The organism is Vibrio sp. R10-SG3-ISO3 (assembly GCF_059834225.1).
The window spans coordinates 1-15,605 of record NZ_JCBDHE010000027.1 but is presented as its reverse complement, the minus strand read 5'-3'; the positions used below and the strand labels follow the sequence as shown (position 1 = coordinate 15,605).

Annotated in this window: 13 protein-coding genes; 5 read left to right on the top strand and 8 right to left on the bottom strand. The window is 48.8% G+C overall.

All coding sequences use genetic code 11. The features are described 5' to 3' along the window. Positions 1–3 precede the first annotated feature (3 nt). From lpxK to kdsB, 3 genes are read left to right on the top strand one after another with little or no spacing between them, the layout of a single operon-like run. Positions 4–1,011, top strand: a complete 1,008-nt coding sequence (gene lpxK / locus AC6R1A_RS06715; RefSeq protein ID WP_500632661.1) for a tetraacyldisaccharide 4'-kinase — start codon at positions 4–6, stop codon at positions 1,009–1,011. Further along, positions 992–1,171, top strand: coding sequence for a Trm112 family protein (locus AC6R1A_RS06710; protein WP_005474972.1), 180 nt, complete (start codon positions 992–994; stop codon positions 1,169–1,171). The genes lpxK and AC6R1A_RS06710 overlap by 20 nt, the downstream gene beginning before the upstream one ends. Continuing rightward, the gene (kdsB, locus tag AC6R1A_RS06705; protein ID WP_500632660.1) at positions 1,171–1,920 is read left to right on the top strand and encodes a 3-deoxy-manno-octulosonate cytidylyltransferase; all 750 of its coding nucleotides are present in this window, start codon (positions 1,171–1,173) and stop codon (positions 1,918–1,920) included. The genes AC6R1A_RS06710 and kdsB overlap by 1 nt, the downstream gene beginning before the upstream one ends. A 118-nt stretch (positions 1,921–2,038) precedes the next feature. On the opposite strand, the gene AC6R1A_RS06700 is transcribed toward kdsB, so the two are convergent. The 3 genes from AC6R1A_RS06700 to AC6R1A_RS06690 form a co-directional block, all read right to left on the bottom strand. Beyond that, a complete protein-coding gene (locus AC6R1A_RS06700; RefSeq protein ID WP_500632659.1) occupies positions 2,039–3,583 on the bottom strand; it encodes a SpoVR family protein in 1,545 nt (514 codons plus the stop codon). Between the two features lie 9 nt (positions 3,584–3,592). Continuing rightward, positions 3,593–4,864, bottom strand: a complete 1,272-nt coding sequence (locus AC6R1A_RS06695) for a YeaH/YhbH family protein (protein ID WP_500632658.1) — start codon at positions 4,862–4,864, stop codon at positions 3,593–3,595. Positions 4,865–4,933: 69 nt separating this feature from the next. After that, complete coding sequence (locus AC6R1A_RS06690) at positions 4,934–6,868, bottom strand: PrkA family serine protein kinase (RefSeq protein ID WP_334552492.1); 1,935 nt, start codon at positions 6,866–6,868, stop codon at positions 4,934–4,936. Positions 6,869–7,328: 460 nt separating this feature from the next. On the opposite strand from AC6R1A_RS06690, the gene AC6R1A_RS06685 reads away from it, so the two are divergent. Continuing rightward, a complete protein-coding gene (locus tag AC6R1A_RS06685; protein ID WP_500627972.1) occupies positions 7,329–9,215 on the top strand; it encodes a methyl-accepting chemotaxis protein in 1,887 nt (628 codons plus the stop codon). Between the two features lie 102 nt (positions 9,216–9,317). On the opposite strand, the gene AC6R1A_RS06680 is transcribed toward AC6R1A_RS06685, so the two are convergent. The 3 genes from AC6R1A_RS06680 to pflA form a co-directional block, all read right to left on the bottom strand. Continuing rightward, positions 9,318–9,818: a YfbU family protein gene (locus tag AC6R1A_RS06680; protein ID WP_500626135.1), complete on the bottom strand. Its 501-nt coding sequence runs from the start codon at positions 9,816–9,818 to the stop codon at positions 9,318–9,320. 137 nt (positions 9,819–9,955) lie between these two features. After that, entirely contained in the window at positions 9,956–10,621 is a 666-nt protein-coding gene (locus AC6R1A_RS06675; protein ID WP_500632657.1) for a hypothetical protein, read from the bottom strand. A 73-nt stretch (positions 10,622–10,694) separates the two neighbouring features. Then, positions 10,695–11,435, bottom strand: coding sequence for a pyruvate formate lyase 1-activating protein (pflA, locus tag AC6R1A_RS06670; RefSeq protein WP_500632656.1), 741 nt, complete (start codon positions 11,433–11,435; stop codon positions 10,695–10,697). Between the two features lie 225 nt (positions 11,436–11,660). Between pflA and AC6R1A_RS06665 the strand changes: the two genes are divergently transcribed. After that, entirely contained in the window at positions 11,661–13,541 is a 1,881-nt protein-coding gene (locus AC6R1A_RS06665; protein WP_500632655.1) for a methyl-accepting chemotaxis protein, read from the top strand. A gap of 2 nt (positions 13,542–13,543) precedes the next feature. On the opposite strand, the gene AC6R1A_RS06660 is transcribed toward AC6R1A_RS06665, so the two are convergent. Both AC6R1A_RS06660 and AC6R1A_RS06655 read right to left on the bottom strand, forming a co-directional pair. Next, entirely contained in the window at positions 13,544–14,545 is a 1,002-nt protein-coding gene (locus tag AC6R1A_RS06660) for a lipid A deacylase LpxR family protein (protein ID WP_500632654.1), read from the bottom strand. Positions 14,546–14,725: 180 nt separating this feature from the next. Then, positions 14,726–15,605 (bottom strand): pyruvate formate lyase family protein (locus AC6R1A_RS06655; RefSeq protein ID WP_500646163.1); only part of this gene is annotated, 880 nt, incomplete at its 5' end.

Genomic DNA, 15,605 nt, shown 5'->3' with positions numbered 1-15,605 from the left:
TCGGTGATTGAGCAGATTTGGTTTGGTCAACACCCCCTTCGTTGGTTAGCCTGGCCGCTTCTATGGCCGCTAAGTCGTTTGTTTGCGGTTATCAGTCAGCGCCGACGTCAGCAGTTCGAGTCTGGCGTTAAACAGAGCTATCGAGCGCCAGTGCCTGTAGTGGTGGTGGGTAATATCACCGCCGGTGGCAATGGCAAAACGCCGGTCGTGATCTGGCTGGTTGAGACCTTACAAGCGCTCGGTTTCACGCCGGGTGTGGTGTCACGGGGCTACGGCGCGAAAGCGCCGTCTTATCCGTTGATGGTGGACGCTTCAACGCTAACCCAGCATTGTGGTGATGAACCTAAGCTTATTTATCAGCGCACCGGTGCGCCGGTTGCTGTGTCACCGGTTCGGTCTGAGGCAGTAAAAGCCTTATTACCACAAGGCGTGGATATCATCATTACCGACGATGGGTTGCAGCATTACGCCTTACAAAGAGACATAGAGTTGGTGGTTGTGGATGGTGCTCGCCGTTTTGGTAACGAACAACTTTTGCCGTTAGGGCCGCTGCGCGAATCGACCGCTCGATTGCAAAGTGTTGATGCCATCATTACCAACGGGGGCAATGCTCACCCGGGTGAAGCATCGATGCAATTGGTGCCAGACCTTGCCGTCAACCTAACAACCGGAGAGCGTCGCGCAGTCGGCGAACTTGGGCGCTTAATCGCGATGGCTGGAATTGGTCATCCACCACGATTTTTCAATACCTTAGCCCAGCTCGGTGCGCAGGTGACTATGAGCCAAGGCTTTGCCGATCACAAAGATTTCTCCGCCGATGAATTAATCGCGTTGGCTGCAAAAGGCGACGCTTTGATCATGACAGAAAAAGATGCCGTAAAATGTACGCAATTTGCGCAGGACAACTGGTGGTATTTGCCCGTGTCTGCCAAATTTGAGCCACAGGATGCCGCGTACATCATCAATAAAATTAAAGAGGTGAAAGAGCAGTATGGACCATCGTCTTCTTGAAATCGTTGCTTGCCCAGTGTGCAAAGGAAAGCTGACGTTCGACAAAGATAAACAAGAGCTAATTTGTAAATTGGATCGACTTGCTTACCCAATTAAAGAGGGCATTCCTGTCCTGCTCGAACCTGAAGCTCGCCAAATGAGCATGGATGAGGGTCGCTAATGGCTTTTACTGTCGTTATACCTGCGCGCTATCAATCTAGCCGCTTACCGGGTAAGCCTATTGCCGATATCGCTGGTAAGCCTATGGTGCAACGCGTTTACGAGCAAGCCATTCAAGCGGGTGCCGAGCGAGTGATCGTTGCGACCGATGATGAACGAGTTGAGCAAGCCGTGCGAGCCTTTGGTGGTGATGTGTGCATGACGTCAGACAAGCACGAATCAGGCACCGAGCGCTTAGCGGAAGTGGTTGAACAGATGGGCATTGCTGACGATCACATTATCGTCAATGTTCAAGGTGATGAGCCTTTGATACCGCCATCGATCATTTCTCAAGTGGCCGATAACCTTGCCCGTTGCAACGCGCCAATGGCCACGTTGGCGGTAGAGATCCGTGATGAAGAGGAAGTGTTCAATCCCAATGCGGTGAAAGTGGTGGTAGACCAGCAAGGTTTTGCCCTTTACTTTAGCCGGGCGACGATTCCTTGGGATCGTGACCACTTTGCTAGCGGTAATGCCGATGCCAAACAGCCTCTACTGCGTCATATCGGTATTTATGCCTATCGTGCGGGATTCATCAATACCTATGTCAATTGGCAGCCTACGCCACTAGAGCGTATTGAGTGCTTAGAGCAGCTTCGTGTGCTCTGGTATGGAGAAAAAATCCATGTCGATGTTGCCAAAGAAGCGCCGGCCGCTGGAGTGGATACACCACACGATCTTGATGTCGTCAGACGTCATTTTAGTGCTTAAGTGCGCATCCAACTAACACCATAGAATATTAAGGCCCAGAAACGGACAGGTTTCTGGGCCTTTTGCTTTATGCGTGGTAGGTTGCTTTTATACGTAACAGGATGTCCGCGCACAGCGTTTAGATTTTCGTGTCGTAGTCGTTGCGCTTAGGACAGGTGCCGAGAATCTCACGTCGCCCAGTCTCCTTCACCTCTTCGAGTACCACATCGAATCCCCATAGACGGTAGACATGTTTGAGCACTTCCTCGTAGCTCTCATCGAGTGGAATACGGTCATGAGGCACGTATTGCAGGGTTAATGAGCGGTCCCCACGCACGTCAACGTTATACACTTGGATATTGGGCTCAAGGTTGCTCAAGTTGTATTGCGCCGCGAGCTTTTCACGAATGGCGCGGTAGCCAATATCGTTGTGAATCGCGGTGACTTCAATAAAGTTTTTCCTATCATCATCGGTGATGGAGAACAGCTTAAAGTCGCGGATCACTTTCGGCGATAGGTATTGGCTGATGAAGCTTTCGTCTTTAAAGTTGTGCATCGCAAAGTGCACCGCTTCTAGCCAATCGCTGCCCGCTAGCTCTGGGAACCACTCTTTGTCCTCATCCGTAGGCGCTTCACAAATGCGACGTATATCCCTAAACATCGCAAAGCCGAGTGCGTAGGGATTGATACCACTAAAATAGGGGCTGTTATAGGGCGGCTGAGCCACCACACTGGTGTGGCTATGAAGAAACTCTAAGATAAAGCGTTCGCTGACCAAACCTTCATCGTACATGTGGTTGAGAATGGTGTAGTGCCAGAAGGTTGCCCAGCCTTCGTTCATCACTTGGGTTTGCTTTTGCGGGTAGAAGTATTGGCTAATTTTACGCACGATGCGCACGATCTCACGTTGCCATGGCTCTAGCAGCGGGGCGTGCTTTTCAATGAAATAGAGAATGTTCTCTTGTGGCTCCGACGGGAAGAGTAGTTTGCTTTTCTCTTGCTCCACCTTGTTTTTGGGTACTGTGCGCCACAGGTCATTGACTTGAGATTGCAGATACGCTTCACGCTCCTCTTGGCGCATTTTTTCTTCGGCAATCGAGATCTTTTCCGGACGTTTGTAACGATCTACGCCAAAATTCATCAAGGCGTGGCACGAGTCGAGCAACTCTTCGACTTCTTTGACGCCATACTTTTGTTCGCACTCGGCAATGTAGTTTTTCGCAAACAGCAAATAGTCAATGATTGAACTGGCATCAGTCCAAGTTTGGAACAGATAGTTGCCTTTAAAAAAGGAGTTGTGCCCGTAGCAGGCGTGCGCCATCACTAGGGCTTGCATGGTAACGGTATTTTCCTCCATCAAGTAGGCGATACATGGGTCAGAGTTGATCACGATTTCGTACGCCAGCCCCATTTGACCGTGTTTATAGCCTTGCTCGGTTTGAATGAACTTTTTACCAAACGACCAGTGGTTGTAATTGATGGGCATACCAATACTCGAATAGGCGTCCATCATCTGCTCTGAGGTGATCACTTCAATCTGATTGGGGTAGGTGTCGAGTCGATAATGTTCAGCGACGCGTTTGATCTCCATGTGATAACGTTCAATGAGATCGAATGTCCAATCAGGACCATCGGGCAGTCTATTTGCGTTTGATTTGGCACACTTTTTTGCTTTCGTCGTCATAGCGCCTCCCTATGCATGCTCTTTGCGAAACAACTCTCTAAACACCGGGAAGATATCTTCGACGCTGCGAATGTTCTTCATCGCAAAGTTGTCAAAGCTGTTTTCCAGCTTCTCATATTCGTGCCAAAGCGTTTGGTGTGAACGGCGAGTTATTTCAATGTACGAATAGTACTGACACTCAGGTAATAACTGTTTGGTGAGCAATTCTCGACAGCGAGGTGAGTCGTCTGCCCAGTTATCGCCATCCGATGCTTGCGCGGCATAAATGTTCCATTCAGCGGTTGGGAATCGGTCTTTGATGATCTCGTCCATCAGCTTCAACGCACTAGACACGATGGTGCCGCCGGTCTCTTGCGAATAGAAGAACTCGTGTTCATCCACTTCTTTGGCTTGGGTGTGGTGACGGATAAAGACCACTTCGACGTTTTCATAGGTGCGAGTCAAGAACAGGTAGAGCAGCACATAAAAGCGTTTGGCAATGTCTTTGGTGGCTTGGTCCATCGAGCCTGACACATCCATCAAACAGAACATCACCGCTTGGCTAGATGGAATCGGACGTCGTTCGTAATTTTTGAAGCGAAGATCAAAGGTATCGATAAAGGGCACGGTGTCGATTTTTTTACGCAGTGCGGCGATTTCGTCCTGCAGGCGCTTCTCTTCAAGCAGCTGGGCAGGCTCACTCATCTTGACTTCATCGAGCGCCGCTTCGAGCTCTCTTAGCATGCGACGTTTGCCCGCGGTCATGGCTGTACGGCGAGCAAGGGATTGCTGCAAAGATTTCACAATCGCGATGTTGGCGGGAACACCAGCGGTTTGATAGCCTGCGCGATGGGTTTTCCATTCGGTGATTTTGTTGATTTGGTTTTTTTCAAGGTTTGGTAGTTCCAAATCCTCAAACAGAATATCAAGATACTCATCTTTGGAGATTTGAAACACAAAATCGTCTTGGCCTTCGCCGTCGGGACTGGCTTCACCTTCTCCTGAACCGCCGCCTTGACCACCCCCTTTCGGGCGCTCGATTTTATCGCCGGTGATAAATTGATCGTTACCTGGGTGAACGCGTTTTTTCAATCCCCCTTTACCTTGATGAAACACAGGTTCGCTGATGTCTTTGTGTGGAATAGAGACGTCTTCACCAGAGTCCGTATTCGTAATAGAACGTCGATTCACGGCATCTGCTACGGACTCTTTGATCTGCTCTTTATGACGGCGAATAAAGCGCTGGCGGTTTACCGCGCTTTTATTCTTACCGTTCAGTCGTCGGTCAATAAATTGCGCCATGAGTTCCCCCTCAATTGCGTTAACGTCGTCAATACGCCCCTTGGATTGAATCACCAAGGGGCGATGTGCTTAAGACGATTTACGTACGCGTAGATACCACTCAGAAAGCAAACGAACTTGGCGTTCGGTATAGCCTTTTTCCATCATACGAGCGACAAAGTCGTCGTGTTTCTTCTGATCTTCAGAAGAGGTTTTAGCGTTAAACGAAATGACAGGGAGCAACTCTTCGGTGTTAGAGAACATTTTCTTCTCGATAACGGTGCGAAGTTTCTCGTAGCTCGTCCAGACCGGATTTTTACCTTCGTTGTTGGCGCGAGCGCGGAGCACGAAGTTCACGATCTCATTACGGAAATCTTTTGGATTACTGATGCCTGCCGTCTTCTCAATTTTCTCCAGTTCGTTATTGAGCGCTGAGCGGTCAAACAATTGGCCGGTTTCAGGGTCGCGGTACTCTTGGTCTTGAATCCAGAAATCAGCATAGGTCACGTAGCGATCAAAGATGTTTTGACCGTACTCCGAGTAAGACTCGAGATAGGCGGTCTGGATCTCTTTGCCGATAAATTCGACGTAGCGTGGTACTAAGTAACCTTTCAAGAACTCAAGGTATCGCTCAGCGGTCTCTTGAGGGAACTGCTCACGCTCAATTTGCTGCTCAATCACATAGAAGAGGTGAACAGGGTTCGCAGCGACTTCCGCGCTGTCGAAGTTGAACACGCGCGAGAGGATCTTGAACGCAAAACGGGTCGAGAGACCAGACATCCCCTCATCAACACCGGCGAAGTCACGGTATTCCTGATAGCTTTTTGCTTTCGGATCAGTGTCTTTAAGGGTTTCCCCGTCGTAGACGCGCATTTTTGAGAAAATAGACGAGTTCTCTGGCTCTTTGAGGCGCGATAGAATACTGAACTGTGATAGCAATTCGAGCGTGCTGGGTGAGCACGGTGCTTTGGCAAGCTCGGAGTGATCAAGCAGTTTCTGGTAGATTTTCACCTCTTCAGACACGCGCAGACAGTAAGGAACTTTGACAATGTAGACACGGTCTAAGAACGCCTCATTGTTTTTGTTATTGCGGAAGGTCTGCCATTCGGATTCGTTGGAGTGCGCGAGAATCATGCCATCAAACGGCAGCGCAGATAGCCCCTCAGTACCGTTATAGTTGCCTTCTTGCGTTGCGGTAAGCAGCGGGTGAAGCACTTTGATTGGCGCTTTAAACATCTCAACGAATTCCATTAAGCCTTGGTTTGCACGACACAAGGCACCGGAATAGCTGTAAGCATCGGGATCGTCTTGGGAGAAGTGTTCTAACTGACGAATATCGACTTTACCGACCAGTGATGAAATGTCTTGGTTGTTTTCATCGCCGGGCTCAGTTTTGGCAATCGCACGTTGGTCCAAAATGGATGGGCGCACTTTCACAACTTTAAATTTGGAGATGTCACCGCCGAATTCATGTAGGCGCTTGGCTGCCCAAGGCGACATGATGGAGCGTAGGTAGCGGTTTTCGATGCCATACTCTTTTTTCAGAAGCTCACCATCTTCATTGACGTCAAACAGACAGAATGGATGGTCGTTGACTGGGCTACGGACACCGTTGGCAGAGAGTACGTAAATGGGCATCTGTTGCATCAAGGCTTTAAGTTTCTCCGCGAGTGACGATTTACCACCGCCCACAGGGCCGAGTAGGTAAAGAATCTGTTTGCGCTCTTCGAGACCTTGCGCCGCATGCTTGAGGTAGGAGACGATTTGCTCGATGGCTTCCTCCATACCGTAAAAATCTTTGAATGTTTCATAACGAGAAATCATCCGGTTGGAGAAAATACGGCTGAGACGGGGGTCTTTCGCTGTATCGATTACTTGTGGCTCACCAATAGCCATCAATAGACGTTCAGCCGCGTTTGCGTAAGCACTTTTGTCGTCCTTACACAGGCTAAGGAATTCTTGCAGTGATAACTCCTCATCCTTGGAGGCTTCGTAGCGTGCTTGGAAATGGTCGAAAATACTCATAATGAAATCCCCTCTGAACCTGTCAAAATGACATTAAACCCGCATTGAAAAGCGTTTCCTCTCTTCCTATAAGACTAGCCCGTATTTGGAATTCTGCTTAAAAAATATGTGTTTAATTGCAAATTGTGATTTTGGGCAGATTCAGCCGCTCTCTTTTCCGACAAGTCCAAAGTGGTGAAATAATCAAGGCGTGAATCATTAATATTTACGACCTATCGATGAGGGGAATGCGTCAGGAAAAGCGCTGGTAAAACTCACCATCTAAACAGAGCGTTAGCCGCTCTTGAGTGTCAACCTTGTGATGAAGGCAGCAAATTAAAACAAAAAGAGTGCGCTCGCTTCCACAAACAAAACACTTTTTTCAAGGCTTTCGACGTGCGTCATGATTTATTTCTATGCGCAAAATATAATGACTGAGATGATCCCATCGCAATCACATTAGAATGAAAGTAACTGCTATATGTTCAATAAAATTTCGTTAAAAAATAAACTCGCGATTTCAGCGAGTGTTGCCATTGTAGTCGGGGGGCTCTTGGTGGAAGCGATCTCTTTTCGTTCCTCATTGGAACGGTTGGATTTTGAGGTCGAGCAGCGCCTAGAGAGTACCGTCTCATCTTACAATCAGTACGTGACAGACTGGATAGGGTCGAAGGGGCGAGCCCTGACGTCTTTATCTCAAGAGTCGGAGAAGGGCGCCATTGTGACCCATCTCAAGCAGTTGCGTGACTCCGCGGCGTTTGACAACGTTTTTCTCGCCTACGCCGATGGTTCGCAGGACAACGCCAATGGAGTGGTACTGCCGCCGGGTAATAATGACCCGCGCAAATGGGGTTGGTATCAGAACGCAGTAAAGCAGCCATCGAAAGTGTTTATGGATAATCCTACCGTCGCTGCGGCAACCGGCGCGAACGTGGTGTCGCTGGGTAAGGCGTTGACGCTGCATGGCGAACAAGTGGTGTTGGGCGCGGATGTTGAAATTACCGATATCCTCACTAGTATGGAGCATGTCATTTTGCCGGGTGAAGGCTACATGTTTATTGCCAACGCGCAAGGCAACGTCTTTGTCCACGCCGATACCAAACTGCTCAATAAACCTATTTCTCAACTAGGCCTTAATATCGATGCGGTTAAGCAAGCAACGCAACGTAGCCAAGTTTCGATGCAAGTCATCAACGGTCAAGAATCGGTCTTGTTTGCACGCAATATTCAAGGCACTGAGTTGTCGACGGTAGTCGTGCTCAATTACGATTCCCTTGTTGCGCCACTGACTAGCGCAGTTTGGGGGCAGCTATTGGTGACCTTAGTGGTCGTGATTGTCTGTGTTGCGCTGTTTAACTGGTTGTGCAACATCTTATTCCGCCCTCTCAACAACGTTTCTAACGCACTCGAGCAAATTGCAAACGGGAGTGGTGACCTTACCCAGCGTATCAAGGTGGAGTCACAAGACGAGGTGGGTCGCTTAGCGAATAACTTTAATACCTTTGTTGGTAGCTTGCAGTCGCTTATTGGCCACATCCGTGAGCAGTCACACCAGCTCAAAGATCAATCAGAACAGAGTGCGTTACGTGGTCAAGATGCAGTGAAAGATATTCACCTGCAACAGCAAGAGATCACCATGGTGGCCACTGCGGTCACCCAGCTCGCCAGTGCGACCCATGAAATTGCTTCTCATGCAGAGCAAACCGCTCAGGCAGCTCACGAATCGACGCAAAGTACCGATAACGGTTATGCGCTGGTGGCGGATACCAAAGGTTCAATCAACAAACTGGCGGCGGAGCTCGATAGTGCAGGATTGGTTGTCAGTGAATTGGATAGACACGCACAAGAGATTTCCACTGTGTTGCAAACCATTCAGGGAATCGCTGAGCAGACCAACTTACTTGCGTTGAACGCGGCGATTGAAGCTGCGCGTGCAGGTGAACAAGGTCGCGGGTTTGCCGTTGTTGCCGATGAAGTACGTGTGTTGTCTCAACGCACACACTCCTCGACTGAAGAGATCAAACACACCATCGATGTACTGCAAGGTACAACGAATAAAGCGGTTTCGATTATGAAGAGCAGCGCAGCGCTCGCCGCTCACTCGGTACAAGACGCGGATCGCGCTGCGAGTGCGTTGGAAGAAATCAAAACCGCGGGTGCACTCATCAGTGACATGGCGACACAAATCGCCACTGCGGCAGAAGAGCAAACGCATGTGACGAGTGAGATTACGCAAAATATCACGTCCATCAAGAATGTGGCGGACCAGTTAGTGGCAGGTGCGGATACCAGCTCGAAAGAGGCGTATCAGGTGAAAGCCAATGCGGAAGCGCTCACCTCGAAAGTGGCCATGTTTAAGCTGAGCTAATCGGCTAACCAACTAAAAAGGGGCGTACGCGCCCCTTTTCTGTTTCTCTATGTCTCGCTATGCTCTAGTCGCTGGTTGCGCGAGAGCAGTATCGTGCTTGTCTTACGCGCGGAAGATCTGTTTTAGCTCGTTAGCGCAGAGATGGTACTGACGAGGACAGTTGCGCCAAGTGGTCAACATGCGGCGATATTTCTCTAGCATCGGCATCTGCGCATTAAAGTAGTGATCACCTTTATCAAACTGTGGGTAGAGACCTTCAGAGTCCGTTAGGAAACGCACATAGTTGACGAGCTGCGCTTCTGAAGCGATGTCAAAGCCTAGGAACGTAAGACGGCGTTGGTCGACATCTTTTTGCTCTTGCGCCTCTAGCATGCGGTAGGATTCCTGCATGGCATGGTACATTTCCATGATGTCGATAATCTCACGACAGTGTGCTTCGCTCAAACAGCCAAAGTTCTTGTTCAGCTCGTTCATTTGTAGCTCGTAGCCACGTTCAACGATCACCTGCAAACGCTGGTATTTCGCGGCGTTTTCTGGGTCCATTTGTGACATCAAGTAGTATTGGTTTGAAAGAATCAAACGTTGAGCGTTTGTCATTTCCATGCTGGCCTCACTTAAAGAATCTAATACATTTTTAATGTGCTTAGGTTATCCGTTCATTACAGGATGAAACATGATCTCAACACAGGTTTGTGATGAAAAATGATCAGATTTAAACAAAAACGGGGCTTTTTTACCGATTACTTTTTGTGGTAGTGGTTATAAATGTAGTCTCTATCGGAGAACACGCGTAGCCACTCAGGTTTGAATACCGCGAACATTGCCGCGGCCATACCGTTTAATAGCCCTTCTGGAAAAGCGAGGAGAGGTAGGAAGACCAAATAGTGTTCGACGATGGTCGGCCAATCGTGAGGGCCAAGCCACCAATGATGTACGGCGTTGATGAGTAGGTGAGCGCTGCCTGTGACGGCGCCGTTTAGAAAGCCAGCAACGAAAATAAAGACAAAGATATTACGTGGCAAAAAGCGATAACTGACTAAAAACACCCCGTGGCTTATCACGATTGGACACAATACCGAGAAGAGCAAATAGCTAGGGAGCATCGTGAGGGGTAATTCGCCAAACAGAGTCACGGCAAGGGCGGTGAACAGGCCGATGGCGTAAGCACTTCGCCATCCGTAGAGTAGCGATAATGTGGTTAAGCCCAGAAAGTGAATGGAGAGACCTGCTTTAACGCCTGCTTGCGCAGACCACAGCAAGGCCAGCGCGGCGACCACCGCAAAGGTAAAGTGTTGGAAGCCTGATTCATTGCGCAGTTTGGGCAGCAGTACAGTGCGAACATCTCGCCATATCAGCCCGAAACTGGCGAGAGCGATAAACCAAAGATAGAGTTCACTGAGTGCCACATTATCCCCAAAAAAATACCAACCATGCCTGCGTTATGGTTGGTATTTTTTCTGAATTAGGAAACAAATAAAACTAATATTTTACATTTGAGTGATATTGCTCAAGGATGCCAACAATCTTATCCATGGTTTCCTTTGATGGCGGGTTGACACCTTCAAGGGGGTAATCAAGACCGAGCGCTTCCCATTTGTGCGCGCCAAGTTTGTGGTATGGCAGCAGTTCGATTTTCTCGATGTTGTCCATATCCTTGATAAAGTCACCGAGCATGTGTGCGGCTTCTTCATCGTCGGTATAACCCGGGACAATCACGTAACGAATCCAGGTTTTCTGGCCGATTTTGTGTAGGTAACGAGCAAAGTCGAGGGTACGTTTGTTGGAGACGCCGATGAAATCATGGTGAATTTCATCTTTCATGTGTTTCAGATCGAGCATCACCAAATCGGTCGCATCGAGTACCTCATCAATCACCTCTGTGTGCTTACGGATGTAGCCATTGGTATCCAGGCAGGTATGAATGCCTTCGGCTTGTGCGGCACGGAAGAAATCGCGCACAAACTCAGGCTGAAGCATGGCTTCACCACCTGAGCAGGTGACGCCACCACCCGATGCATTCATAAAGTGACGATAACTTTTCGCTTCTTTGATGATCTCTTCAACGGTCACTTCTTTCCCATCATGGGTATCCCAAGTATCTCGGTTGTGGCAATACATGCAGCGCATTAGGCAGCCTTGCATAAACACAATGAAACGAATACCGGGACCATCAACAGTACCACATGATTCGAAAGAATGAATTCGACCAGTTGTAGACATGAGCTCATCTCTTATAAGTGATTTGTTCGTTATTTTATTACAAATGGTAGGGTTTATATAGTGAATTAGCCATTTAATAGAGAGTTTTTATAAATAGCGAAATTGTGCTTTTTTCGTCTAAAATGTATGTTATAAAAAAGTAAATAATGATAATAAAATCAAAATAAGTAGTGGAATTCAACAGGTCAGTGCTCTACACATTCACCTGATGTTAAAGGACTTTTTATGGACAGGCTTGCACTATCACAAAAACAGAGAGGGATTCTCTTTCTTGCAGTGTTGACGATTGGATTTGTTGCACTGGCACTTTTTACCTCTTCCAGATTGAGCGAAATGAGCCGCCAATACCACGCCAGTGGGGATATTGCGGTTGGCTCGCTTTCGATTTATCAAACTCAAGCAAAAATACTGACTCTGAGTAGCAACTTAGACAATTTGAGCGGTGCTCAAGTCGACAGCGTGAAAGGGGATATTCAGACCATCGTTCAGGATGTGGAGGCCAACATTGGCTTTCTTCAATCCCTCGGTTTTCGCCAAGAGAGCCAACAGCTTGAGCAGGACATTGCCGATTTTGAAGCCGCCGTCACGCCTTGGTTAACCATCAAACAAGAGCTGGGGTTCACTATTGATGAAGGCAAATTGGGTGAGCTTGGGCAATTGGCCACCATCATAGAACAAAAAATCGCCGAGACAGGTATGGTGACGCTCAACTCGGACTTTCAGGCGATGATCAAATCGCAGCAGAACTATTTGCTGCAACCCAATGAAGAGAACTTAAAGCTGTTCAATCGCGCGATGGGCAGCTTTGAAAGTATGTCGAACGTTTATGCGATGTTGGACTTGTATGAAAAAGAGATTGAACAATATAAAGAGACCTTTATTCGTGTCGCCGAGCTATCCGAGCAAGCCGGTGCGATTGAGCAGCAGTTACTGACCACAAAAGAACGCCTCGCTGACTTGATTGCCGCCATTACATCGCAACTTGGCGGAGTGAGTATGAGATATCAAAGCAGCGCGGAAAAAACCTCTGACCAAACCTTGTGGTCGATTATGGCGGCGTGCGTGGTATTGGCGTTATTTACCATTCTTATCTTTGTCTTGCAGAGCTCGTCGCAATCTCGCTTGGTGAATACGACACAGAAGATTTTGCGCAAGCTTTCTAAAGGGGATTTGTCGAGTCGAATGGCTCTCACGAATAACCCAAAAGATGAATTCAACCAACTGGCGAGCAGTATCAATGAAAGTTGTGAAAATCTCGGCTCGTTGGTGAAAGCGGTGCAAAGTAACAGCGATGCGTTATCCGGTAACGCTGCTGAGTTGAACCAGGGCTTGGATTTACTCGCCCACCACCAAAGCGAAGTATTGGGCCAGACGCAGTTGCTCGCCTCTGCCACGGAAGAAGTGAGCGTGACGACCCACGAAGTGTCCAATTCATTGGAGTTTGTCTCGGATTTAAGTCGTCAGTCCAATCAAGCGGCCGAAGAGGGGGCGCAGGTCATTCGAGCCGCGATTGGGTCCCTAGAGGAAGTCGGCGGCATTTTGACCTCGGCGGCCAGCCATATTAAACAACTTGAGGAAGCCTCCTCGAAAGTTGACTCTGTAATGGTGATCATTAACGGTATCGCGGAGCAAACTAACCTCTTGGCGCTTAATGCAGCGATAGAAGCGGCTCGAGCGGGCGAGCAAGGTCGCGGCTTTGCGGTGGTCGCCGATGAAGTGCGCAGCTTAGCAGTGCGAACTGTGGACGCGGTGGGTGAGATCTCGGAAACCATCGATACGATGAAAAAAGAGAGCGCAGAGGTGATTCAATATATAGGGAAATCGGAAGTGACGATGCAGTCGGGCCAGCAGCGAGGTCATGAAGCGATGACAGCACTACGCACTATTACCGAAAAAGCCGACGAAGCATCGCATCAAACAGAGGTGATTTTCTCATCCATCAAAGAGTTGGCGACCACCAGTCAATCGATGGCCGACAGCATGACGCAAATCTCTTCGGCGATGAAAGAGTTAGAAGAAAATAACGCCCAGCTCAAATCCGTCAGTCAGGTGGTAGAAGAGCGCGCCAGCAGCCTAAACCAAGACTGCCAACGCTTTACCGTCTGACGCTAGAAAAACGTGTAGAAATTGATGCCCCCGGCGCCGTAGATGGAATCGGGGGCTTCTTTATAATCGGGGGTTTTGACGGTGGTCGCTAAGGTCGCGCCAAAGCTCTGATTATACCAGGCAACGCCAGCAACGGCGGTCGCTTGCACCTTGTCTAAGGTGACATCGTATAGCGATGGATCGCTAACATCGGGATTATGACGGATGCCTGGTCTATCCCCTTCAATGGTGATGTCATTGAAGCGGTAGCGAGCTTCAATGCCGGCAAAAACAAACCATCCCTGCTTTGACCCACCCAGCATACCAGCGCGAAATGGATTCTCATTGTCAATATTGGCAGCCCCTAAGCTGCCCGATAGATCTTGTCCCCAACGCAGCATGACACCGGTTGACACATCACTACGAAAATCACCGACGTTGGCTTCTGAAACGCTCGATACTTCCCACTCGGTGTTAGCCAACAGCGGCTCGCGCCATAGGTTGATGTGGGTCAGGTAACCGACACTCCCAGCAAACCCTTCATCCACTTGGTTTGCCCAACCGTTAGGATCATCAGAGCCCGTGATGCTGTGGACGAATTTTTGTGCCTCTTCCGACAGTGAGTTTTCACCCACGGTGCCCAAGGTCAGGTTAAAGCGCTGAGCTTGCATTGGATGGAGACTGATGTAATTGAACTCGGTGTGAAGATAACCCGCATAAGGGCGATCGTTTTGTAGGGGCTCAACGGCTTCAATATCCGATGGCGTATACATTTTGTGAGCTAGGGTAACTTCCCATTTGTCCAAAGAGGCGGCGCCCCAAAAAGACAAACTTAGCGGCCCGACCCACGAAGGCGGGCGAATCCCTGCGGAGGTGTAAGTGAGGAAAATGCCATTGGTATAGTCTTGATCAACACCAAATACCCCGTCGTTGTCGAGTGAAAAGGCGAGGGTTGACTGCTCTGAAGCCAGTGCAGTGGTGGAGAGAAGAAGCAACGAAAAAGGGAGATAGGAAGAGCGAGCCATAGTGTTCTGTTTTGACGAATAGTGCAGATGATAGTACCGCAATTCGCTAAGGCCACTATAGGAATTCACTGATTGATGTGGGGAAATGTGCGCAAACTCTAAAGCTTACCGAGGAACGATAAGTACAAAAAATGCAGCCCCGCACTAGGCGGGGCTGCATCAATCATTCAACAGCGTCTCTTATAGAGATTCTGTAAATGTACGTGCGATTACGTCAGCTTGTTGCTCTGCAGTTAGAGAGTTAAAGCGTACAGCGTAACCAGAAACACGGATAGTTAGCTGAGGGTATTTCTCAGGGTGCTTAACTGCGTCTTCTAGAGTGTCACGGTTAAGAACGTTCACGTTCAAGTGCTGACCACCTTCGATGCCCGCTTCATGGTGGAAGTAACCATCCATTAGACCTGCAAGGTTAGCGCGCTGTGAACCTTCGTCTTTACCTAGTGCGTTAGGCACGATAGAGAAGGTGTAAGAGATACCATCTTTCGCGTGAGCAAACGGCAGTTTACCTACAGATGTTAGAGATGCGACCGCTCCTTTCTCATCACGACCGTGCATTGGGTTTGCACCTGGAGCAAACGGAGCACCTGCGCGACGACCATCTGGCGTGTTACCTGTCTTCTTACCGTACACAACGTTAGAAGTGATAGTAAGGATAGACTGAGTAGGAACGGCATCACGGTAAGTCTTAAGCTTACGGATCTTGTTCATGAACACTTCAACAAGCTCACAAGCGATGTCATCAACGCGTGAATCGTTGTTACCGAATTTGGGGTAGTCGCCTTCGATTTCGAAGTCGATCGCTACGCCATCTTCGTCACGGATTGGTTTCACTTTCGCGTACTTGATTGCAGATAGTGAGTCAGCCGCGATAGATAGACCCGCGATACCACAAGCCATAGTACGGTACACGTCACGATCGTGTAGCGCCATCAGTGCAGACTCGTAAGAGTACTTGTCGTGCATGAAGTGGATTGCGTTTAGTGCAGCTACATACTGCTTAGCTAGCCAATCCATGAAGTGGTCTAGGCTGTTCCACACTTCGTCGAAGCTTAGGACTTCT

What these genes read in the sequence shown, in the direction of transcription:
- AC6R1A_RS06685 (WP_500627972.1), top strand. Translation starts at nt 7,329, where the DNA reads ATGTTCAATAAAATTTCGTTAAAAAATAAACTCGCGATTTCAGCGAGT.
- AC6R1A_RS06665 (WP_500632655.1), top strand. Translation starts at nt 11,661, where the DNA reads ATGGACAGGCTTGCACTATCACAAAAACAGAGAGGGATTCTCTTTCTT.
- AC6R1A_RS06680 (WP_500626135.1), bottom strand. Translation starts at nt 9,818, where the DNA reads ATGGAAATGACAAACGCTCAACGTTTGATTCTTTCAAACCAATACTAC.
- AC6R1A_RS06660 (WP_500632654.1), bottom strand. Translation starts at nt 14,545, where the DNA reads ATGGCTCGCTCTTCCTATCTCCCTTTTTCGTTGCTTCTTCTCTCCACC.
- AC6R1A_RS06710 (WP_005474972.1), top strand. Translation starts at nt 992, where the DNA reads ATGGACCATCGTCTTCTTGAAATCGTTGCTTGCCCAGTGTGCAAAGGA.
- pflA (WP_500632656.1), bottom strand. Translation starts at nt 11,435, where the DNA reads ATGTCTACAACTGGTCGAATTCATTCTTTCGAATCATGTGGTACTGTT.
- AC6R1A_RS06700 (WP_500632659.1), bottom strand. Translation starts at nt 3,583, where the DNA reads ATGACGACGAAAGCAAAAAAGTGTGCCAAATCAAACGCAAATAGACTG.
- kdsB (WP_500632660.1), top strand. Translation starts at nt 1,171, where the DNA reads ATGGCTTTTACTGTCGTTATACCTGCGCGCTATCAATCTAGCCGCTTA.
- AC6R1A_RS06690 (WP_334552492.1), bottom strand. Translation starts at nt 6,868, where the DNA reads ATGAGTATTTTCGACCATTTCCAAGCACGCTACGAAGCCTCCAAGGAT.
- AC6R1A_RS06695 (WP_500632658.1), bottom strand. Translation starts at nt 4,864, where the DNA reads ATGGCGCAATTTATTGACCGACGACTGAACGGTAAGAATAAAAGCGCG.